Here is a 17,120-nt window from a genome sequence, read left to right as displayed (position 1 = left end):
CTTCAGTGCGCGCGGTGCCAGCGCACGACCTCGGCGGCCAGGTTGCGGGCGGCCTCGTCATGGGGAAGCCGCCCGGTGTCCATCATTCCGTTGCGCCAGCCGTGCCAGTAGGACTTGCTCTTGTCGCTCCCCGGCTCCGGCGCGCCGTGCAGGCCGGCGAGGTAGCCGGCCACGCATTCGCCCTCGTCGAGGACGGCCAGCTCGTTGATGGTTGAAAGGGGTTGGTATTCGCTCATCTGGGCAGCCTCCCGCAGCAGGGCGCGACGAAGCGCGCGGCCAGCTCTTGCTTCAGACGAAAGAGCAGTGCATCCGTCGTGGCCGGGTCGAGGCCGGCCGAAAGGCAAAGCTGCACTGCTACCGCGTCATGATCGAGGTCGGCTCCGGGTATCGCGGCCCGTTCGATGGGGCCTGGGGCCGCGACAGGCCGGCAGCTAGTCGTCATCGCTGCCCCGTTGCAGGCACTTCAGCGTCACGCCCTCGGGCGCGTCGATGACCAGGGCCGGCTGGAAGCCGTTGCGGTAGTCCTGAGCCTCGATGTGCATGGGCCAGCGCGGGAAATCGCGGTCTTCGGCGTCCGGGTCGTAGTTGGCGACGCCGATCAGCCAGCTACCGCTGTTGCCAGGGCAGTGCTGGCCGGTGACGACCACGCCGAGCTGCGGCTGGCCGTCGATGGCCGGGCCGAGCACCAGGTATTCAATCGGCTTGCCGCTGGCGCAGTTGTCGTAGTCGTCCTTGAAGTGGGCGACTTCGCCGAAGGTGTCGTCGCTGTAGCCCTCGAATCGAAGAATGGGCATGGTTCTCTCCTTGGGGTTGGTGTGATGGCGCTCAGTCGCGCACGAACTTGTAGGAACCCATCGCCAGCAGCATCAGCAGCGCCCACAGGCAATGCCACGACCCGCTCATCTGGTAGAGCTTGGTGGTCGTCCAGGCGCAGGCGACGATCAGGACGATGTTCTTGACCATCACCATCAGGCCGATCAGCAGTTCAGGGGTGTATTTCTCCATCGCTCTTTCCTTGTGGCGGCCACTGGCCGCCGAGTCGCTTAATCAGGTGGCGCACGCCGCGCCGGCGCTCGCCGGTGCCGCGCACAACCCACAGGCCCGTGCCAGGCCAGAAATCGACGATCAGGTCAGCGGCCGACACGACCAGGTGCGCGCCGCCGTTCTTGGCCTCGAAGGAAATGCCGGCGGCGGTCAAGTTCCGGGCCGAGGCGTCGCGGTTTCCGGCGCGCTTGCGCTGGCTGTCTTCCTTCAGCGCGGGCTTCACGTCGCGCCAGTAGTCGCCCATGTCACCCATGCTTGACCCCCTTGGTTGAGGTGATGCCCAGTTGGGCCTTCCATTCAGCGATGCGCTCGTCGCATCGGCGCGCGCTGGCGCGGTATTCCGCCTCCCGGTCTTTCGCGCGCAGCCTGGCAATCGGGTCTTTCCGTCCAATGGGGGCGGCGCTCAGGTCGCGCGCGGTTTCGCGCGCCTGGGCGGCCAATTTCAGGAAGTGCTTCTTCTCGGCGCGTAGCCGGGCTATCTCGTCCTTGATGGCGTTGCTCATGTGACCAGCCCCTTGCGCCTACGACAGGCTTTTCAGGATGGACTGGAGCTGCCGCAGCTTGCCCAGGTTCTCCACGTTGGCCTCGCGCTCCTGCTCGATGGTCAGCGCCGCTTCCTCGATCTTCGCGGCCAGCTTCTCGAGCCGCGTGCCGAACTCATCGGCCAGGGCCACGACCTCGCCGGACAGTTCGCCCAGGATTTCGATGGGCGAAGGCTCGGGCTGGTGCGCCGGGGCGGTGACGGTCAGGGTGGGCCTGGGACTGGGTGTTGCTTGGGGCATGGGTGCTTCCTTTCTGGGTCGAGGGGTTGGGGTTCGGATGTCGGCGCGCTGGAACATGCCCGTTTCCGGCTCGCGCACGAGGCCGGCTTCGCGCAAGGCACCCAGGCAGCCGCGCACCACGCGAAGATCGGCGTTGCTGCGCTCCACCTCCTTGAGGGCGTTCCTGATCTGGATGGCCGGCCAGGCTTCGCGGATGGGGACGACCTCGAACACCTTGCGGGCGAGGTTGGTTTGCCCCTGGAGCAGGGAATTGAGCTTCGAGGGCGTCATGCGCGCGGCTCCTTGGTTGCGCCCGGCATCGCCTGGGCGCGTTGTGCTTGTTGATGCGCCTTGAGTGCGGCCTTGTAGCTGGCCTTCGCCGCCTTCTTGGTGTCGGCCCACTCGCCGGTGATTTCGCGGTAGCCGAAGCTGTCGCGGCGGTACATGCGCCATTGCCATCTGGCCTTGCCGCCCTCGTACTGGCGGCGGGCGTCGAGCGTGGGAAGCCTGCTGCCGCACAGGAACTCCCCGAACGATTCGCAGCAGTCGGCATCCAGCCATTCGCCATAGCGCGTGGGCTTCGGTGGCGGCGGAAGGCTGTCGAGGGCCACGGCGCGCCCGGCGTCGGTGACGCGGAACACGATGTCGCTGTCGGCGCAGAACTTCGGCGTGGGCGAGCGGGCCATCAGGCCCAGGGCCTCCAGCGCCTCCAGGTCTGGCATGTCGTGATGGCCTGGGCCGGCGACGAAGTGATTGCGGTACGGGTCGCGGTGGTCGATGCTCAGGCCCAGGGTGTGGTGCAGCAGCTCGACCTGCCGTTGGGTGCATTGCGAGGTCATGGCCTGGCCCTGATTCGCCAGCTCCAGCAGCACGTCCGCATGGCAAGGCTGGCCGAGCGGGCACCAGCAAGCCAGCGAGCGGCCCTTCAGTTCTTCGCGGGCTTCCTCGACGATTTCAGTCCGTCGGGCCAGATAGTCGCGGAACAGTGCGACGGCTGCCTCGGGGGTAGGCGCGGCCGGAGTGCCCACCTTGTAGGGGTTCCCCCACTTCGTGGGCCGGCCGACGAACACGGCGCCAGCGGGCATCCGCCAGCCCTTGGCCCGGCTGCGCTGTATGCGCTTCGGTGTGTCAGCCATTGCGCGCCTCCATCTCGGCCCGGTATGCGGCATCGACATCGGCGTGGGTCTGAAGCGGAACCTTCGTCCAGGCTCCCAGCAGGTACTGGCCGATGGCCGTGATGCTGTAGCGGCCGAATCCGTTGTGGCGGGCGAAGCCAAGCTCCAGAAGGCGCGCCATGCGTTTCTTGGAAACGTCGAAGCCCTCGCCATCCTCCAGGCATTCATAGAGGCGCTTCAGGGCGGACAGGTCGTGATCTGCAAGCAGCGCCTCGACCTGCGCCGGGGTTGCGGCTTTGTCGCACGGGTTCATTGGGGAATCTTCTTGCTCAGGGCGTGGGCCAAGTGGCGCGCGTAGGTGGCGACGGCGCGCCAGTACGCGGCCATCGGCCCCTTCCTGCGGCGCCAGGCGTTTTCGGCTTCGGTGTTGGCCTGATCGCGCAACTCGCGCATCACGGCCTCGATGCGCGCGCGGTCGGCCTTTGGCAGGCGGCGCAGGGCCTGGCCCGCCGGCAGTCTCAGTAGCGGGTTTTCATAGCCCATAGGCCGCCTCCGGGTAGCCGTCGTGCAGAAGGCCGTCCAGGCTTCGCCCGGCCTCTTGCTTGCCGACGCGCTGCATGTAGATGTCCTCGCCGGCATCCGGCGTGCAGTGTTCGCAGGTTCGGGTGTCCAGCCCGTGCTCGCCCAGGCGCGTGACGTGCGGCCAGCGTTTGCATTCCGGGTCGAGCGCCACGAAGTCGGTTCCGCCGCCGGTCAGGAGGCCGGAGCGCGGCGCCCACTCTCCCCATTGTTTGAACAGAAAGGCGACATCGGACGAGAGGCACTGGTCGCGCAGACGGCGCGCCCAGTTCGGGTGCATCGGACGCGCGCCGTGGCCGCTCTCGCCGCCGACGATGACCCAGTGCAGCCCGCCGTCGGCCGGCTTGCGCAACTCCATCTGTCGTTTCCCGGCGTGGGAGCGGAAGTTGCCGGTCGGCTCGCTGAAGATGTGGAACCGAAGATCGACCGGCCCCAGCAGCGGCTCGATGCTCAGGAAGCGAACGCGCGCGGGCAGTGCCAGCAGCCGGGGGATGTCGCGGTCGGCCTCCTGCTGGTTCACCACGGTGATACCCAGCCAGACGTTCGAGGGAAGGTGCGGCGCGTCCAGGTGGTCGAGCCAGAACAGTTGCCGGGCAACTTCCAGCATCATCGGGGCCACGTTGCCAACGCGCTTGGTGACGAGAAGCCAGTCAAGGTGCGGGGTGCGCTCGATGAGCTGGAACAGGTCGGCGCGCCAGGACGACGGCACGGCGTTGTCGAAAACGTCGGCCAGCGAGGCGCAGAAGACGCGGTAGCGAACGCCCAGGCGCCCGGCCTCGGCATTCCACTTCAGCGGCTTTTTCCAGATGGCATCGCTGCTGCGGCGGCGGTCGGCGCCGGCGCCCCATTGCACCAGGCCGCTGCGCTTGGCCCAGCCTTCGGCGTAGCAATGGTCGCAGCCGGGGCCGACGCGCTGGCAGCCGTACCAGGGATTGAACGTGTGGTGCGCCCACTCGATCTTGGTGTTCTCGGCCATCGTCAGCCCTCCTTTTTCTGGGCCTCGACCTCGGCGCGGTGCTGTTCGTAGTGCGCGCTGGAGCAGAAGCCCTTTCCCATCCAGAGGCTGTTCGAGGGGCGGCCGCAGAAGCAGGTCGGGAACGGGTCGGCGCGGTTGGCGTCGTACCATGCCTGCGCCTCCTTGCCGTAGGGTTCGTCCTCGTCGGGGATGAAGCCAGGGCCGGCCAGGCCGTTGTGAATCCAGGTCATGGCCGCGTCGGCTCCCTTGCCGTGCTGCCATTCAATCCACGCGGCCTGCTGGGCCACGGTCATGTCGTGGATGATCTTGCCCAGGTCGTTCGTCAGCTTCTTCGCGCGGGCCAGCTCGTCCGCTGCGGCGGCCAGGCGCGCCTCGATGTGCTCGCGCGCCTCATCGACGGTGGCGGGCGCGAAGTCGTATTGCTGGGTGCTGGCGCTGTAGCCGGTGTTGCCGACGCGGGGGTACTGGCCGGGCGCGTAGGGTTCGGGGAGCGGCCTGGCATAGACGAACACCACTTCGCCCTTGCGCGTCGTGTCCTTGAAGCCGTCGCCGTCGATCTTGCCTATGCCCTTCAGGAGCTGGGATGCGCCGGCGGCTGGGCCGGCGGCCTCGGGGGTGGTCGTCATGGTCGGGGAGTCCTTCGATGTTGATGTGCAGCGCGGCGCGCGGCCTTCATCGAAGGCGCGGCCGCGTGGGTGGTGATGCGGCCGCGTTGCCTGCCTGGCCGGTGTGGCCGGCCAGGGCGTGGCTTACGGCTTGCCGGAAATGACCGGGAACCCGGTGATTTCCTTGATGCGCGTCAGCTCGTCGGTGACGGCGCTCTTGAACACGCGGTCGGGGCGGATGAGTTCGTACCAGAACGTCACCTTGCCCTCGCGCTCGCGGTACTTGAGGCGGGCTTCCAGCGGGTAGGCGTTGCTGCTGCCGTCGAACACCGGCAGGCCCAGCGTGAAACGCTCGAACACCTGCATCTTCGTCCGGGTGTCCTTGTCCTCGTCCTCGACGAACTCGAACTGCACGCCGCCGTTTTGCAGGTTGATCTTGCTGCGCAGGCGCTTCTCGGCGTTGGCCTCGAAGCCCAGGGCCATCTGGAGGATGTCGGCGCCGCTGGGCATTCCGGGCACGGCCGCGATGTCGGGCAGGTTGTCCTCCAGCCAGGTGGCGAAATCGGCCTGGGGTAGATGCGCTTCATGGGGTGGCCTCCGTCGCCGCCGGCGCGTCCTTGGCTTTCCGCCCATGCTTCAGCGCTCCGGCGTGGCTGTAGTGCGTGCTGGCGACGGCCTCGTAGTAGTCCTGAAGCCCGCGCAAGGCGCGCGCGAGCGTGCCGTCCTTGTGCGTGTGGAGCCACCTGGCCCGCCGTCCGTATCCGGTCGACTTGGCTTCATAGACCGGCTTCTGGCCTTCCCGCTCGACCCGGACGACGGAGAGGGTCGAAAGCCGGTTGTAGCCGCTGGACTGGATGCCGGTGGCCTCCAGTCGCCAAGCAACGCGAGACTGATGCACCGTCCAGTCGTACCCCGGCATGATCTTGACCAGCTCGGCGCGAAACTCCTTGCTGTTCATGGCGCCGTCTCCTTGCTGTGCTCGATGGCCTTGTTGGGGTCGGCCGTGCGCCAGTCCGGCCACGTCCTCGCCTCGTTCTTGGCCTGCTTTGCCTTCAGCGTGGCGATGATCTGTTCGGGACTCGCGCCAGTGCGCCAAGCGCCGTCGAGAGCCAGAATCACGACATCAATCCATTCCTCCAGGTCGTCGGGCGCTTCGGCGATTTCCGCCAGCTCCTTGCGGATGTGGTCGGAGACGCCTTGCGTGCGACGGCCGGGGCCGAAGGTGTTGCGCGAGAACTTCGCCTGGCGCACCAGATGGGCGTGGAAGTCGAACGGCGTGCCGCTGGTGAGGCGCGGCCAGACTTCGGATGGCATGGCCCGGCCAAAGATCGCGTAGGGGCCGTTCTCGGTGTCGTAGATTTCCAGCAGCACCCAGCCGTCGCCGGCTGGCGGCTCCGGGTTCCAGTCCTCGATGCTGGCCGATTCCTCGAAGTAGCGTTCAGCCAGTCTCTCGTCCTGGCTCTCCAGGGAGACGAACGCGGTTTCGATGCCGAACACCGCCAGCAGGTCGTCGTAGCGCACGCTCTCGTCGCAAACCGGCATGTCCGGGTGGCTCAACCAGCCATCCGGGTCGCGCACGATGTCGCGCGGCGCCAGCAGCCGCGTGCGCAGGTCTTCGAGGCTGGCGTGCGGCTCGCTGGTCTGGGCCTCGGTGGTCGGCTCGAACAGCTTCACCTCGTGCGTGGCGTCGCACCTGTCGCACCGCCAGATGGCCTCGGCCGCGTGCTGGGTGCGGCCATGCGTCCAGTAGGGTTCGCCAGCAATGCCGGCATCGCACCCGCAGGACTTGCATTTCCACTGGTTCGGGGCCGCCTCCGGCTGCGCTCCATCGTCGAGCAGCGGCACCGATTGCACGATGCCAATGATTTCGCTGATGGCGTCGTACTTGCTGATGCCGGCCGGAGCCTGATACCGCTGGATGACGGCGGCCACCTGGCGGAGCGCGGTTTCGGCCGCGCCGCCGTGCTGGGCCGGGCCGCCCAGCGCGATGACGATGCGCTCCATCATGTCGGTCTGCTGCCCCACGAACAGTTCGCCGTTCATGAGGATGTGGGCGAGCCATCGCCCGCCGCGCAGTAGGTGGTAGGAGTTGGCTTCGCCGTTCGCGCGCCACGACACGCCGCGATAGCCTCCGGCCACGGGCGCGGGCGGCGCGCCGATCAGGAACGGCGCGGCGGCGATCAGCCCGGCCTGTACGGCAATGCCGGGTTCGATCAGGCGGCCGGCGCCGGCGTGGTGCTCCGCGCACCGCTGTTCGGCGATCTGGAACACCTCGACGGCGTGTTCCATGCGCGGGCCGTCGGCCAGTGCGATGCTCTCTCCGCGCTGGTGAAGGAACATAGCGAAATTCGCCACGTCGCGCGGGTCACCCTTGAAGACGTGCGCCAGCAGCATGTCGGACAGGGCCTGGGCGCTGACCTGGGCCTTGTCTTCCCAGCCGCCGCGCCCCTTCGCCCGAGCGTCCGCCAGCTTGGCTTTCAGCTCGGCCGCGAAGCGATCTACCGCTTCGTCGTCAGGATGGTGGGCGGCGTGGGTCATGCGGCCACCTGCTCGGGGTGGAACTTCTTGAACGGCAGGCTCTGGAGGTGCGCGCCGAAGAAGGAACCCAGCGACTCGGCGCCGATGAAGTCCGCATACACCTGCGGCTCGACGTTCGGGTAGTGGTAGATCGCACCGGCGCCGCGCTGGAACGTCACGGCCAGCGTGCGCGTGGCTTCGTCGTAGCCGACGGCCTTGATCTTGTGCGACTCCACTTCCTTCATGGGGATGTGCTGGTAGTCGGCGGCGTCGTCAAAAGCTGCTGCGGGTGCTCGGGTTGCCATGTCGGTAGTCCTTTCAGGGTTGCGGGTTGTGGCCGGGGCGGCCTGGGTTGCCGGCGCCGGCTGTCCGGCCTGCACGGTCTGGATGTGCCGCACCAGGGCGGCGCAGATGCGGGGGAAGTCGCGCTCGCGGTACAGCTTTGCCGACTTGTCGGTGGCGACGTGCGGGAAGCCCAGCGTCGCCAGCCCGTCGGCGGTCAGTGCGATGGGCGCCAGGCGCTCGTTGATCTGGCCCAGCTTCAGCGTTGCGGTGGAGACGCTGCCGCCACCGTCGCCACCCATCGGGCGGCTGTGGGCCGCGCACTGGGGGCTGGCCGTGACGAGTTCCGCCGCCGGCGTTGCTGCCATGTCCACTCCCAGGAAGGCCGATGCGTCCGCGTTGCCAGGGAAACTGTCGGGGCCGTTGTTCTCCAGCGCCGCATTGGCCGGGTGCAGCGGCACGATGGCGGCGTCTTCCGCCTCGTCAAGCGAGCGTTGCTGGGCGGCGGCCGCCTCGCGCTCCTGCTTGTCCTTCGCCTCGCGCTCCAGGCGCTCGGCTTCTTCCTTGCGGATGCGCGCGCGGTCGGCCTCCAGTCGCTCGGCCTCGGCCCGCTTGTGCGCGTCGATGCGGGCCGTGATCGCCAGCTTGAAGTCGTCCAGCGGCTTGGCCGCGAGTTGTTGCAGGTCGGGCAGCAGCGCGCGGTGTTCGGCCGCATTGGTGCCCACCCAGGCCAGTTTCGTGCGCAGGTCGGCGGCCTTCTGGTCGGCGGCGATCTTGCCGTTCGCCAGTGCGGTGTCGAGCTTGTCCTGAACGCTCGCCAGGGTCTTCAGGCCCTTGATGACGGCCGCGAAGTCCGGCGCCGGCACGTCCAGGCGCAGGTCGGCAATTTCGCGTTGGAGTTCGGCCAGGTGGTCGGCGAACGCCTTGCGGGCGGCCTCGATCTTTTCCTCGCGCCGCCGCTTTTTCTCGCTCTCCAGCAGTTTTTCTGCCATGAGGCGGTTGTCGCGCGTCAGCTTGTGCAGCGCATCCTTCGCGCGCTTCGCGGCATCGACGCCGGACACCTGGGCCAGCATCTGCGCCTCGGCGGCGTCGAGCGCATCCTCGGCGCGCTTCAGCGCCTTGATTTGCAGGTCGAGGTCGGCGAAGTCCTGGTCGGTCTGCGGCTCACGTATCAGGCGCTCGTCGAGAAACTGGCGCAGAGCCTGCTCGAACACCGTGAAGTTCTCGGCCACGGTCAGCGCGCCGGACACCTGCACCGACACGGCGGGCAGCGCCTGGACGGGTTCGGCGACGATGGCCGGCTTGGCCTCGGGCAGCACGTAGTCGGCCAGGTCGCGGTCGAACTGCGCCCAGCCAGCGCGGATGCGGTCGAACCATTCCGGGTCGGGCCGGACTTCGACCCAAACGAGGTTGCCGGGCGTGCCGTCGGAGACGACGAAGATCACGCGCGCGGCGCCCGTCACCAGCATGATCTGCTGGCACTGCGGCATGTGTTCCTCGGGCAGGATGCCGGCGCGCACCGATGCGGCCAGGGCCTCGTTCCATTGCTTGTGCTCGAACGCTGTGTCGTAGAGCATGGTCAGCCCGTCGCACGATGCCGACAGATTGCCGCCCTCGTCCTCGTTCGAGGTCGTCACCGGGTAGAGGTCTTCGCCGATGATTTCCTCGACCAGCGGCCTGGCCAGGGCTTCGACCTGGTGCCCGTAGTCGAGGATGTTCACCTGCACCCAGTCGGAGAACTCCTTCGGCGTGCCGGTGTGCTTGATGCGCAGCAGCTCGGAGCGGGTCGTTTTCTTCGACAGGCCCAGCATCGCGGCGGCTTCGCTGGCGCCGTGGTGGGTCAGGCGGAAGGCTTGCCATTCCGGGCTGCCCTGGACAAGTTCGTGGATTTTCATTGCTGCGCACCCCCTTCAGTCGCCCACGACGCGATTTCCATCTTCTGGTCGTCGGTGAGCAGTTCCTTGGTCTGAATCATTGCGATCAGGTCGTTCACCGACTTGCCGCCCTCGATGGCCTTGCGCCACCCGGCTTTCTTCTTCTCGAAGGCTTCATCGCTGCACGTCGGCAGCGAGCCGCCCTTCGAGCCGTTGCCGGCGCCAGCCCCGCCGCCGGCATTGCCCGCGCCGCCGCTCTTGCCGGCCTGTTGTTCGGCCTTGTTCTCCATGACGCTCTTCCACGAGGATTCGCCGTCGCGGATGGCACCGTAGATGCCGCGCAGATTGACCAGCTCGGCCGGCGAGCAGGTATCCAGCGTGTGGCCCAGGTATTCGGTCAGGTCGGCGGCCTTGACGCCGATTTCGCCGAAGGCATCGGCGATGCGCTTGCGCTCGGTGTCGGGGTCGCGCGCGGCTTCGTCAAGGCGGATGGCCTTGATGATGGCCTCGGCCTCGTCCTGCAAGTCGCCGGGGATGATGCGCAGGCCCAGGGTGCGGATGGCCTTGGAAATCTGCGCGGCGCGCTTGTTCAGCAGGTCGTCGTCGGTGGCGGGCACCGTATAGACGTTGCGGTTGTAGCTGTTCTTGCGAACGCTGATGTAGGTGCCGTCGTCGGACGGCTTCGACCGCTCCACCGTCTTCGTGACGCGCACGTCGAGCGGGTAGGTCAGGTTCGATTCCAGGTCGGTGACGCTGACGCGGTGGATTTCCTTGCCCTCGTCCTCGAAGATCATGCTGGTTTCGACCAGCACGTTCGTCATGCAGCGCAGGGCCACTTCGACGAAGCGAATGCCCAGGCCCTCCACGCCGTCGCCGATGGGCTTGCGGTAGTAGGCGGACTTGTTGTTGGCGAAGCTGGGGCGCTTGCACTCCTTGAGCAAGTCCTGGCGCACCTGATCCCACTGGCGCGGGCGGCGCAGCGCCATCACGTAGCGGGCCTCGACAACGGCCTTGGCCTGGGCGGCCACGTAGGCCGATGCGGTTTCCTGGGCGGCCAGGGTCGAGCTGGTGCCGCCGAAGTCCTGGCGCACGGCCAGGGCCTGATTCACGGGGGAGTTCATGAGAAGGGTTCTCCGGTAGGTTTCGATCAGTCGGCCTCGCAGCGGCGGCAGCCGCGCCCACGGCACCGGCGGCACGCGCTGTCCGCTTCGGCGTCGATCTGGCGCTCCGCTTCCTTGCGGGCAATGGGTTCCCAGTAGCCGCGCGCCAAGCGCGCCAGCGCCTCGCCAGCCGCCGCCGTGTCGCCCTCGGCCAGAAGGCGGCAAAGCGGCTCGATCTGCGGGTCGCCCGTTTCGCAAAGGGCTTCGCAGAGGTTGGCGGGGTTGAAGGGCGTGAAGCCGGGCGCGGTCAGCAGCTCGGCGGCGCGTTCGTCGATGGCCGTATCGCGGCCTTCGTCGTCGGGTGCCCTGGGGTCGTTGGGGTGGCCGGTGTAGGCCGGCCAGGTGGCCTCGTCGCCGGGGCCTGGGAGCGTGGCGAGGTTCATAGCGTCACCCCGGCCAGTTCCCAGGCCCGGCGGATGCCGTAGCCGCGTGCGCGGTAGTAGCGGTAGTCGGCGAGGCGTTTCTTCAGGCGTTTGAGGGCCTTCATTCGCGCATCGCCTCCACGCTGACTTTGCAGAACCCGAAGCGGTCGAGTGCATCCATGACCGCCCCGCAGGTGCTCTTGAACAGGGCGGTGTAGCTGTGCTGCTCGCCCGTCGCCGTTCTCACGCTCACCCGGCATTTGACGAGCCGGGCCGGCCGCGCGGCAGGCGTGGCCGCCGCGCAGGCAGTTGTCGATGCGCTCATGGATGCGCTCCTTTCAGGGGGAAATCGAAAGCGCCCCTGGCGGGGCGCTTGGGGCGGCCCGCTCGGCGGGCCTGCCCCGGACATGACACAAGCCACAGAGGGCACTACACCTTTGCGAGGCGGCCACCGACGTCGGAGGCCGAGACCTCCGCGTCGTTGCTGACGTCGAGAAGGAAGGCGCCGGCGTTCTGGCCGTCGCCCCAAGGGCCGCCGTGGTACGCCACGGCGTTCGGGTAGCTCCAGAAGTAGTCGCCGAAGGCCGATTCGTCGCGGTCGTCGCGCGTCGTGGCGGGCAAGAACACCGCGCCCAGGTCGAAACCGGCATCGCGGTCGGTGGCGCGGCGGCGGAACCAGCCATCGCCCGGCGCCTCGACATCGGTTTCCACGTAGGTCTGGCTGCCGTCGGTGGCCCAGATGCGGTATTCGCTGTCGGCATTGGTCTGCAAGCCATCGACCATCTGCCAGACGTTGCCCCACAGGCCGACGATGCCGCGCCAGGTGGCCTGGGCCACAGTTTCGTCATCGACCGCACGTACGCCGCCGCCATTCACGTTGCCGTCGCCGATGGCCTGCTGCGCGTCCGGCGTGCCCAGTTCGATCAGCAGCAGCGCCTGGATGGCCGCGAGCTGGTAGATGCTCCAGAGCATCCAGCCCTCGCCACGCGCGGCGGCGCGCGCCTGCATGGTCGGGAAGTTGATGGAGGCCAACGGCTTCAGGCCGGGCTGGCTGCCCAGCTTGTCGTCGCCGTCCGGCGTGCCCTGGAACTTCCCGACGTGGAACTGGGCCAGCTCGGCTCCGTGGTGGCGGAACGCGGGGTGCAGCTCGAAGCCGGGCGCGGGTTCGGGGCTGACCCACAGCGCCTTTTTGCCCGCGTGCTCGCCGGTGGGCACGGCGCCGGCGCGGTAGTAGAAGGCCGGCACGCGCACCAGGTGCTGGCCGTCGATCACCTCGTCGGCGATGCCGGCGTAGGTCGGGTGGGCGTCGAAGTCGCCGGCGGCCGGCGCGATGCTGTTGCCCTCGGCGTCGATGCGCTGCCAGTTGCCCAGCGCCTTGCCGATGATGATGCCGATGATGTGGCTCATGAGGATTCCTTTCTTGCTTGCTTGGGAGGGGTGGCCTACGCCGGCTCGGCGGCGGCCTGTTCTTCGTCGGCGTCCGGCTCCACGCCGACGGCGCGCATGACAAGCGCGAAGTCGTCGTCGAACAGGTAGCCGCTTGTGCGGTAGCTCTCGACCATCCGCCAGATACCGAACTGGACGGTCTGATCGGTCGTGCCCAGGTTCTCGCCGTTGATGAACAGGGCGTCGGAACCTTCCTTGCCGTAGGCCGAGACGCTGGGCAGCATCCCGGCGCGGTACAGCAGGTCGAGCAGCAGGCTCGTTCTGCCGTACAGGTTCAGCGTCACGTCATGGCCCATCGCGCGAACGACAGGCCACTTGCCGATACCGGCAGTGCGGATTTGGATGTCCATGTCGGTGTCCTTCGGGGGATTGCCCTGGCGCGGGCCGCGTTGCCGCGCTGGTGTGCGCGGCTGTTCGAGGTGTGCCTTCTCTCAGGCTGTCATGGCGCTTTCGGCTCACCATTGCGGGGCTTACGTCTGCCCAACCGGCCCGACCTACCGGGCTTCTTTGCGGCATTGATGCGACTCGGTGCGCGCGCCGCGCCCCCTGCGCGTTGCCCGTGAAAACGGGCGCCGGCTCTGGCCTTGCCTCGACCGGCTGCCGGGGGTACTGCATGTCTTTCTGCCCGTCGTTACCTGCGCCACGAACGGGTGGGCGTCTTTCGACCTGGCCTATGGCTTCGTCACGACCCCCGCGGGCCGCTCCACCAGGGAGGCCAGGATTTCGCGCGCTTTTGCTTCTACGGCGCGCGCCCAGGCGTAGGAGGTTGGCGCCGCGCTCTCGGGGAGCGGGCCTCGCCTCTATTCATCCGGCAGGTTGTTAAAGAGCACCACGCTACGACTTCTGCGCATGTCGCTGCGCGTCGTTGCGTGTTCTGGTGAGATGAATAGTAGCACCGTGCTTTCTTTTGTCAATAGCACCAAGCTAAGTTTCGAGGCAAAATAAAAGCCCGGCGACGTGCCGGGCTTGCGGAGATGGAAGATGGAAGACTGGACGGCGTTGGCGCTCTTGGTGGCCCTGGGCTTCAACCTGGTGGCTGGGGCCTGGAATTCGGCGGCGGCTATCCGCTACAGGCGGAAGGAAGCGCGCCTAGATCGGGAGGCTTGGGGGGCGCGCCCGCTGTTGCCACCCGACAAGGTAGAGGTCTTGCAGCCTGGGGATACGGTGTTGATGCTACCGTCACTGGACGGCATGACGGCCGATCAGCAGATTGCGCTGATCGCCTCGATGGAGGCGATGATCGAACCCGTCAGGGAGCGGGGCATCGAGTTCATTGTCATGCCCGATTGGGGGCAGAAGGTGATTGTCGTTTCTCGGGGGGATTTACCGGAACATGCCGACCACGGCAGCGACGCCACTCACAATGGCAGAAAGACCCAACAGAAAGGGGAGCAAGCGAGGTAAAAGCCGCTTTATACGCAGCACAGAGGGGCGCTGCGCAGGGGGGATCGGCATCCCATCTGGAACGCCGATGCCCCTGAAGATTTGCCGATCTGGCTGCGGGCCGTAATAGCAACGGCGAACCGCTCGGATAATGTAGGCCCACACATTTTTCATGAAGCGCCTCATGCGGTCGGCGCTTGGGCCAGCTCAACACGGTGCAGGACGATGGAGCGCATTTCATCTTCCCATTCGGGGACAAGGCGCGTGCGCAATACCTTTGCCCATTCGCTCGCGTCCCAATCGGTGGCAAGGTCTTCAACGTCCACCATCGGCAGCAGCAACACCGCTTGCTCGTCGTCGTCCAGCTCGGCGACGGCCTTGAAGGTCATCCTGTCGAGTTGCCGCATCGTGGCGTCGTATAGGCCGTGCGCGCTGCCCTCCTGCAAGAGAAACCCCAGGAACGCCAAGCCGTTTTCGATACCCTCGCGCGGCTCTGGCGGCGGCGCGGCGCGGAAATGCGCGATCACCCTGTCGCACACGCGACGCTTCAGCTCCGCCCGGTCGAACTGGAGCCATGTGCGAGCGGCCGAACCCAGCAAGCGCAGGCGATTGAAAAGCTCGTCGGAACGGTCTTGCGGCTCGTCTTCGTTGGGCGGCAGGTTCACCATTTCTACCTCATTCCCGCGCCCTTGAGGCCGGCCAGTATGGCGGGCACGTTGGGTTCCACGGTGGTTTCTAAAATGCGCTGCGTTTCAGCTTCTGAAAGGCCGGACTTCTTCAGGATGCGGGCGCGCACGGCGTCGCCGGTGTATTGGGGGTGGCTGCCGCGCCGCTGGCTTCTGGCGTAGGTTGCTTCAATGAAAGCCCCGGACATCGCTGCCGACGCGCACGCTGCCACGATGGTTTGCTTGTTGCTGCCCTTTTCACGCGAGGCGTCATCCCAGCATGTGTTTTCCTCGGCCAGCATTTGGTTGACGTTGCCGATTTGGTAGTTCTGGAAGGTGGCGCCGGCAATCTGGGAGATGCTATCCGCCGGCAGCAGTGTGGTATCGGCCTGGGCTATGGCGGGAAGGGTCAAGGCTGCGATGATGCCGACAGAGAGCCAGCGTGCGGTTTTGGTGACAGCGATTAGCATATTTTCTCCAGAGGATGCGTGCGGTTGTTTTTATATTTTGCACCTGACCCTAGCCGGCCGATTCAATCCAAAGTCGTTTTAACGTCCAAGATGCCAGCACGCGGCCGCATATCCTGACGGTGTTCATTTCGTCTTTTTCGACGTATTCCGGCATGTTCTTGGGGTTGTCGGAAAGGATGGCGAGACGGCCGCCTCCCATCATTTGGAGGCGCTTTACCTGCACCCCGACATCTGGCCTGGCGATCACATAAACAGCCTCCGAGTCGTAGTGATTTACCGACACATCGACAAATAGGACATCGCCATTTTCGATGGTGCCCGACATTGAGGTGCCGCGCGCCGAGATAACGCGGATGCGACTGAATAACATCCCGTCGAAGTGCTCTCGCGCCCATCGTTCGAGAACGTCGATCTGTTCTACGACTTCGGGGTATTCATTCGCAAGCTGGCCGCCGCCGGCGGCGGCCTGAACATCGAGCCGGTCGAACCGGACATATCCGGGCGCCGGCGTTGATTGCGCGGCCGTGAAGACCGGCGGCAAGGCGCTGATCTGGTTGTCCAGCATCCCTCGCTCCAGGCCGAGCTTTTCCTCTATCTCGCGCGCCAGGTCGCTCCCCATGTTGCGGGGCTTCCCTGATCGCGTGTTCGGGGCTTGGTTCTTGATCTGCAACAGGGTCGCATCGGTGCGCGCGCGGCCCAACGCCTCATTCAGTGCGGCCACGGTGCCGTGCTTCTCGATGAGCCTGGATAGCCAGTCGTGCCGGATTTCTTCAATCGTCTTCATGGCGATCATTGCATAGCGCATTGCTAACAATTGGAAGACGCACGGAGCTATTGTGTTTACGTAGCACCGTGCTATCATTCATTCTGAGTCAGACAGGCATGTACCGGAATGAACCTGAAAACCTACATCGACAAGCAGCGCGGGCGGGCCGCATCCCTGGGGCGCGCCATTGGCGTTACCCCTGTGCTCGTCTCGCAGTGGGCCAACGGCCGCCGTCCCATCCCGGCTGAACGCTGCCCTGCAATCGAGAAAGCCACCTCCGGCGAGGTGACGTGCGAGGAATTGCGCCCCGACGTGGATTGGGCGTACCTGCGCGGTGCCAACACGAAGGCCAAGGAGGCAACCGATGCCTGAAGCAAAGACCACCAGCCAAACCGAACGCACCGCCCGGCAGCCGGATACGGCCCAGGAAAGCCATGCGCCCGCGCCCGAACAGGACGCCAAGGACGAGCGCATCCAGATCGGCCCCTTGGATGTTTGAGAAAGGAGCGAGCCATGCAGGTATTCGGTCGTCTCACCGTTGATTCCGTCGAAGGGAGCAAGGTGCATTGCACCTGCGCCTGCGGCACCAAACGCATCGTCTCGATCTACTCCCTTCGGAGCGGCAATACCCGTAGCTGCGGGTGTCTCGCTCGGGAGCGCACGGCGAGCATGGGCCGGGGCAACAAGACCCACGGCATGAAGAAGACGCGCACCTACAAGGCGTGGGAGTCGATGCGCCGCCGCTGCTTCAACCCGCGCGCCGTCAATTACGAGAACTACGGCGGGCGCAGCATCACTGTTTGCGACGCCTGGAGCCGCTTCGAGAACTTCCTGGCCGACATGGGCGAGTGCCCGGACGGCCTGACGCTGGAGCGCAACAACACGAACGGCAACTACGAACCCGGCAACTGCCGCTGGGCTACGCCGGTCGAGCAGACGCGCAATCGCCGCATCACCGCAACCATCGAAATCGACGGGCGCACTCGCGTTCTCGGCGAGGTATGCGCGGAGCGCGGCGTCAGCGCCCACCTTGTCCATTGCAGGCTTCGAAGCGGCTGGCCGGTCAATGACCGCCTGTTCATGCCTTCCCTTCGCACCAGTCTCGGTGCGTGAAA

The 17,120-nt window shown here is 66.5% G+C and carries 27 protein-coding genes; 4 read left to right on the top strand and 23 right to left on the bottom strand.

The features are described 5' to 3' along the window. Positions 1 to 2: 2 nt before the first annotated feature. From CDO44_RS02260 to CDO44_RS02150, 20 genes are all read right to left on the bottom strand, one after another. Positions 3 to 236, bottom strand: coding sequence for a hypothetical protein (locus tag CDO44_RS02260; protein ID WP_087778557.1), 234 nt, complete (start codon positions 234 to 236; stop codon positions 3 to 5). A gap of 195 nt (positions 237 to 431) precedes the next feature. Further along, complete coding sequence (locus tag CDO44_RS02255) at positions 432 to 794, bottom strand: hypothetical protein (protein ID WP_087778555.1); 363 nt, start codon at positions 792 to 794, stop codon at positions 432 to 434. A 31-nt stretch (positions 795 to 825) separates the two neighbouring features. Next, positions 826 to 1,005, bottom strand: coding sequence for a hypothetical protein (locus CDO44_RS02250; RefSeq protein ID WP_087778553.1), 180 nt, complete (start codon positions 1,003 to 1,005; stop codon positions 826 to 828). Continuing rightward, the gene (locus CDO44_RS02245; RefSeq protein WP_087778551.1) at positions 986 to 1,288 is read right to left on the bottom strand and encodes a hypothetical protein; all 303 of its coding nucleotides are present in this window, start codon (positions 1,286 to 1,288) and stop codon (positions 986 to 988) included. The genes CDO44_RS02250 and CDO44_RS02245 overlap by 20 nt, the downstream gene beginning before the upstream one ends. 1 nt (position 1,289) lies before the next feature. Beyond that, on the bottom strand, positions 1,290 to 1,547 hold the full coding sequence (locus CDO44_RS02240; protein ID WP_087778550.1) for a hypothetical protein: 258 nt from the start codon (positions 1,545 to 1,547) through the stop codon (positions 1,290 to 1,292). Positions 1,548 to 1,565: 18 nt separating this feature from the next. Further along, positions 1,566 to 2,096, bottom strand: coding sequence for a hypothetical protein (locus CDO44_RS02235; RefSeq protein WP_087778548.1), 531 nt, complete (start codon positions 2,094 to 2,096; stop codon positions 1,566 to 1,568). Next, positions 2,093 to 2,941 carry a DUF4326 domain-containing protein gene (locus tag CDO44_RS02230; RefSeq protein WP_198951274.1) on the bottom strand — a complete coding sequence of 283 codons (849 nt, stop codon included), beginning with the start codon at positions 2,939 to 2,941 and terminating at the stop codon, positions 2,093 to 2,095. Before CDO44_RS02230 ends, CDO44_RS02235 begins: the two co-directional genes overlap by 4 nt. Then, a complete protein-coding gene (locus tag CDO44_RS02220) occupies positions 2,934 to 3,233 on the bottom strand; it encodes a hypothetical protein (protein ID WP_087778547.1) in 300 nt (99 codons plus the stop codon). The genes CDO44_RS02230 and CDO44_RS02220 overlap by 8 nt, the downstream gene beginning before the upstream one ends. Continuing rightward, positions 3,230 to 3,463, bottom strand: coding sequence for a hypothetical protein (locus CDO44_RS02215; protein WP_087778545.1), 234 nt, complete (start codon positions 3,461 to 3,463; stop codon positions 3,230 to 3,232). Before CDO44_RS02215 ends, CDO44_RS02220 begins: the two co-directional genes overlap by 4 nt. Next, positions 3,453 to 4,475, bottom strand: a complete 1,023-nt coding sequence (locus CDO44_RS02210) for a phage Gp37/Gp68 family protein (RefSeq protein ID WP_087778544.1) — start codon at positions 4,473 to 4,475, stop codon at positions 3,453 to 3,455. The genes CDO44_RS02215 and CDO44_RS02210 overlap by 11 nt, the downstream gene beginning before the upstream one ends. Positions 4,476 to 4,477: 2 nt before the next feature. Further along, entirely contained in the window at positions 4,478 to 5,101 is a 624-nt protein-coding gene (locus CDO44_RS02205; protein WP_087778542.1) for a hypothetical protein, read from the bottom strand. 123 nt (positions 5,102 to 5,224) lie between these two features. Beyond that, complete coding sequence (locus tag CDO44_RS02200; protein ID WP_087778541.1) at positions 5,225 to 5,713, bottom strand: DUF2303 family protein; 489 nt, start codon at positions 5,711 to 5,713, stop codon at positions 5,225 to 5,227. Next, on the bottom strand, positions 5,664 to 6,038 hold the full coding sequence (locus CDO44_RS02195) for a hypothetical protein (RefSeq protein ID WP_087778539.1): 375 nt from the start codon (positions 6,036 to 6,038) through the stop codon (positions 5,664 to 5,666). Before CDO44_RS02195 ends, CDO44_RS02200 begins: the two co-directional genes overlap by 50 nt. Next, positions 6,035 to 7,618: a dATP/dGTP pyrophosphohydrolase domain-containing protein gene (locus tag CDO44_RS27950; protein ID WP_233146007.1), complete on the bottom strand. Its 1,584-nt coding sequence runs from the start codon at positions 7,616 to 7,618 to the stop codon at positions 6,035 to 6,037. The genes CDO44_RS02195 and CDO44_RS27950 overlap by 4 nt, the downstream gene beginning before the upstream one ends. Next, positions 7,615 to 9,774 (bottom strand): KTSC domain-containing protein, encoded by a 2,160-nt coding sequence (locus CDO44_RS02175; protein ID WP_233146006.1) that lies wholly within the window; start codon positions 9,772 to 9,774, stop codon positions 7,615 to 7,617. The genes CDO44_RS27950 and CDO44_RS02175 overlap by 4 nt, the downstream gene beginning before the upstream one ends. Next, the gene (locus tag CDO44_RS02170) at positions 9,771 to 10,874 is read right to left on the bottom strand and encodes a hypothetical protein (protein WP_170288786.1); all 1,104 of its coding nucleotides are present in this window, start codon (positions 10,872 to 10,874) and stop codon (positions 9,771 to 9,773) included. Before CDO44_RS02170 ends, CDO44_RS02175 begins: the two co-directional genes overlap by 4 nt. A 26-nt stretch (positions 10,875 to 10,900) precedes the next feature. Next, on the bottom strand, positions 10,901 to 11,296 hold the full coding sequence (locus tag CDO44_RS02165) for a hypothetical protein (protein WP_087778537.1): 396 nt from the start codon (positions 11,294 to 11,296) through the stop codon (positions 10,901 to 10,903). A gap of 100 nt (positions 11,297 to 11,396) precedes the next feature. Beyond that, positions 11,397 to 11,600, bottom strand: coding sequence for a hypothetical protein (locus CDO44_RS02160; RefSeq protein ID WP_087778535.1), 204 nt, complete (start codon positions 11,598 to 11,600; stop codon positions 11,397 to 11,399). Positions 11,601 to 11,704: 104 nt separating this feature from the next. Beyond that, on the bottom strand, positions 11,705 to 12,682 hold the full coding sequence (locus tag CDO44_RS02155) for a hypothetical protein (RefSeq protein WP_087778533.1): 978 nt from the start codon (positions 12,680 to 12,682) through the stop codon (positions 11,705 to 11,707). Positions 12,683 to 12,717: 35 nt separating this feature from the next. Then, a complete protein-coding gene (locus CDO44_RS02150; RefSeq protein WP_087778531.1) occupies positions 12,718 to 13,071 on the bottom strand; it encodes a hypothetical protein in 354 nt (117 codons plus the stop codon). A 631-nt stretch (positions 13,072 to 13,702) separates the two neighbouring features. On the opposite strand from CDO44_RS02150, the gene CDO44_RS02145 reads away from it, so the two are divergent. Beyond that, a complete protein-coding gene (locus CDO44_RS02145; protein WP_087778529.1) occupies positions 13,703 to 14,125 on the top strand; it encodes a hypothetical protein in 423 nt (140 codons plus the stop codon). 161 nt (positions 14,126 to 14,286) lie between these two features. Here the strand turns inward: CDO44_RS02145 and CDO44_RS02140 are convergent, their stop codons facing one another. Genes CDO44_RS02140 through CDO44_RS02130 form a run of 3 tightly spaced genes read right to left on the bottom strand, consistent with a single transcriptional unit; the run spans position 14,287 to position 16,032 of the window. Beyond that, positions 14,287 to 14,772 carry a hypothetical protein gene (locus CDO44_RS02140; protein ID WP_087778527.1) on the bottom strand — a complete coding sequence of 162 codons (486 nt, stop codon included), beginning with the start codon at positions 14,770 to 14,772 and terminating at the stop codon, positions 14,287 to 14,289. A 2-nt stretch (positions 14,773 to 14,774) separates the two neighbouring features. Next, positions 14,775 to 15,239, bottom strand: a complete 465-nt coding sequence (locus CDO44_RS02135) for a hypothetical protein (RefSeq protein WP_087778526.1) — start codon at positions 15,237 to 15,239, stop codon at positions 14,775 to 14,777. A 49-nt stretch (positions 15,240 to 15,288) separates the two neighbouring features. Then, the gene (locus tag CDO44_RS02130; RefSeq protein WP_158213189.1) at positions 15,289 to 16,032 is read right to left on the bottom strand and encodes a S24 family peptidase; all 744 of its coding nucleotides are present in this window, start codon (positions 16,030 to 16,032) and stop codon (positions 15,289 to 15,291) included. A gap of 99 nt (positions 16,033 to 16,131) precedes the next feature. Here CDO44_RS02130 and CDO44_RS02125 point away from each other — a divergent pair, with 99 nt between their 5' ends. From CDO44_RS02125 to CDO44_RS02120, 3 genes are read left to right on the top strand one after another with little or no spacing between them, the layout of a single operon-like run. Further along, positions 16,132 to 16,377 carry a helix-turn-helix domain-containing protein gene (locus CDO44_RS02125; protein WP_087778522.1) on the top strand — a complete coding sequence of 82 codons (246 nt, stop codon included), beginning with the start codon at positions 16,132 to 16,134 and terminating at the stop codon, positions 16,375 to 16,377. Further along, positions 16,370 to 16,504, top strand: a complete 135-nt coding sequence (locus CDO44_RS28235; protein WP_255407765.1) for a hypothetical protein — start codon at positions 16,370 to 16,372, stop codon at positions 16,502 to 16,504. The genes CDO44_RS02125 and CDO44_RS28235 overlap by 8 nt, the downstream gene beginning before the upstream one ends. A gap of 14 nt (positions 16,505 to 16,518) precedes the next feature. Then, a complete protein-coding gene (locus tag CDO44_RS02120) occupies positions 16,519 to 17,118 on the top strand; it encodes a hypothetical protein (RefSeq protein ID WP_144389451.1) in 600 nt (199 codons plus the stop codon). Positions 17,119 to 17,120: the final 2 nt, after the last annotated feature.

Source organism: Pigmentiphaga sp. NML080357 (genome assembly GCF_002188465.1).
Lineage (GTDB): Bacteria > Pseudomonadota > Gammaproteobacteria > Burkholderiales > Burkholderiaceae_B > Pigmentiphaga.
The sequence above is the reverse complement of the archived record's forward strand: the minus strand, read 5'-3'. Positions and strand labels throughout refer to the sequence as shown.

Coding starts and splice junctions, on each gene's coding strand:
- CDO44_RS02135 (WP_087778526.1), bottom strand. CDS start 15,239: ATGCTAATCGCTGTCACCAAAACCGCACGCTGGCTCTCTGTCGGCATC.
- CDO44_RS02155 (WP_087778533.1), bottom strand. CDS start 12,682: ATGAGCCACATCATCGGCATCATCATCGGCAAGGCGCTGGGCAACTGG.
- CDO44_RS02260 (WP_087778557.1), bottom strand. CDS start 236: ATGAGCGAATACCAACCCCTTTCAACCATCAACGAGCTGGCCGTCCTC.
- CDO44_RS02205 (WP_087778542.1), bottom strand. CDS start 5,101: ATGACGACCACCCCCGAGGCCGCCGGCCCAGCCGCCGGCGCATCCCAG.
- CDO44_RS02245 (WP_087778551.1), bottom strand. CDS start 1,288: ATGGGCGACTACTGGCGCGACGTGAAGCCCGCGCTGAAGGAAGACAGC.
- CDO44_RS02140 (WP_087778527.1), bottom strand. CDS start 14,772: ATGGTGAACCTGCCGCCCAACGAAGACGAGCCGCAAGACCGTTCCGAC.
- CDO44_RS02125 (WP_087778522.1), top strand. CDS start 16,132: ATGAACCTGAAAACCTACATCGACAAGCAGCGCGGGCGGGCCGCATCC.
- CDO44_RS02130 (WP_158213189.1), bottom strand. CDS start 16,032: ATGATCGCCATGAAGACGATTGAAGAAATCCGGCACGACTGGCTATCC.
- CDO44_RS02160 (WP_087778535.1), bottom strand. CDS start 11,600: ATGAGCGCATCGACAACTGCCTGCGCGGCGGCCACGCCTGCCGCGCGG.
- CDO44_RS02240 (WP_087778550.1), bottom strand. CDS start 1,547: ATGAGCAACGCCATCAAGGACGAGATAGCCCGGCTACGCGCCGAGAAG.
- CDO44_RS02170 (WP_170288786.1), bottom strand. CDS start 10,874: ATGAACTCCCCCGTGAATCAGGCCCTGGCCGTGCGCCAGGACTTCGGC.
- CDO44_RS02235 (WP_087778548.1), bottom strand. CDS start 2,096: ATGACGCCCTCGAAGCTCAATTCCCTGCTCCAGGGGCAAACCAACCTC.
- CDO44_RS02210 (WP_087778544.1), bottom strand. CDS start 4,475: ATGGCCGAGAACACCAAGATCGAGTGGGCGCACCACACGTTCAATCCC.
- CDO44_RS02175 (WP_233146006.1), bottom strand. CDS start 9,774: ATGAAAATCCACGAACTTGTCCAGGGCAGCCCGGAATGGCAAGCCTTC.
- CDO44_RS02145 (WP_087778529.1), top strand. CDS start 13,703: ATGGAAGACTGGACGGCGTTGGCGCTCTTGGTGGCCCTGGGCTTCAAC.
- CDO44_RS02215 (WP_087778545.1), bottom strand. CDS start 3,463: ATGGGCTATGAAAACCCGCTACTGAGACTGCCGGCGGGCCAGGCCCTG.
- CDO44_RS02220 (WP_087778547.1), bottom strand. CDS start 3,233: ATGAACCCGTGCGACAAAGCCGCAACCCCGGCGCAGGTCGAGGCGCTG.
- CDO44_RS02230 (WP_198951274.1), bottom strand. CDS start 2,941: ATGGCTGACACACCGAAGCGCATACAGCGCAGCCGGGCCAAGGGCTGG.
- CDO44_RS02165 (WP_087778537.1), bottom strand. CDS start 11,296: ATGAACCTCGCCACGCTCCCAGGCCCCGGCGACGAGGCCACCTGGCCG.
- CDO44_RS02255 (WP_087778555.1), bottom strand. CDS start 794: ATGCCCATTCTTCGATTCGAGGGCTACAGCGACGACACCTTCGGCGAA.
- CDO44_RS27950 (WP_233146007.1), bottom strand. CDS start 7,618: ATGACCCACGCCGCCCACCATCCTGACGACGAAGCGGTAGATCGCTTC.
- CDO44_RS02250 (WP_087778553.1), bottom strand. CDS start 1,005: ATGGAGAAATACACCCCTGAACTGCTGATCGGCCTGATGGTGATGGTC.
- CDO44_RS02195 (WP_087778539.1), bottom strand. CDS start 6,038: ATGAACAGCAAGGAGTTTCGCGCCGAGCTGGTCAAGATCATGCCGGGG.
- CDO44_RS02120 (WP_144389451.1), top strand. CDS start 16,519: ATGCAGGTATTCGGTCGTCTCACCGTTGATTCCGTCGAAGGGAGCAAG.
- CDO44_RS02200 (WP_087778541.1), bottom strand. CDS start 5,713: ATGGGCGGAAAGCCAAGGACGCGCCGGCGGCGACGGAGGCCACCCCAT.
- CDO44_RS28235 (WP_255407765.1), top strand. CDS start 16,370: ATGCCTGAAGCAAAGACCACCAGCCAAACCGAACGCACCGCCCGGCAG.
- CDO44_RS02150 (WP_087778531.1), bottom strand. CDS start 13,071: ATGGACATCCAAATCCGCACTGCCGGTATCGGCAAGTGGCCTGTCGTT.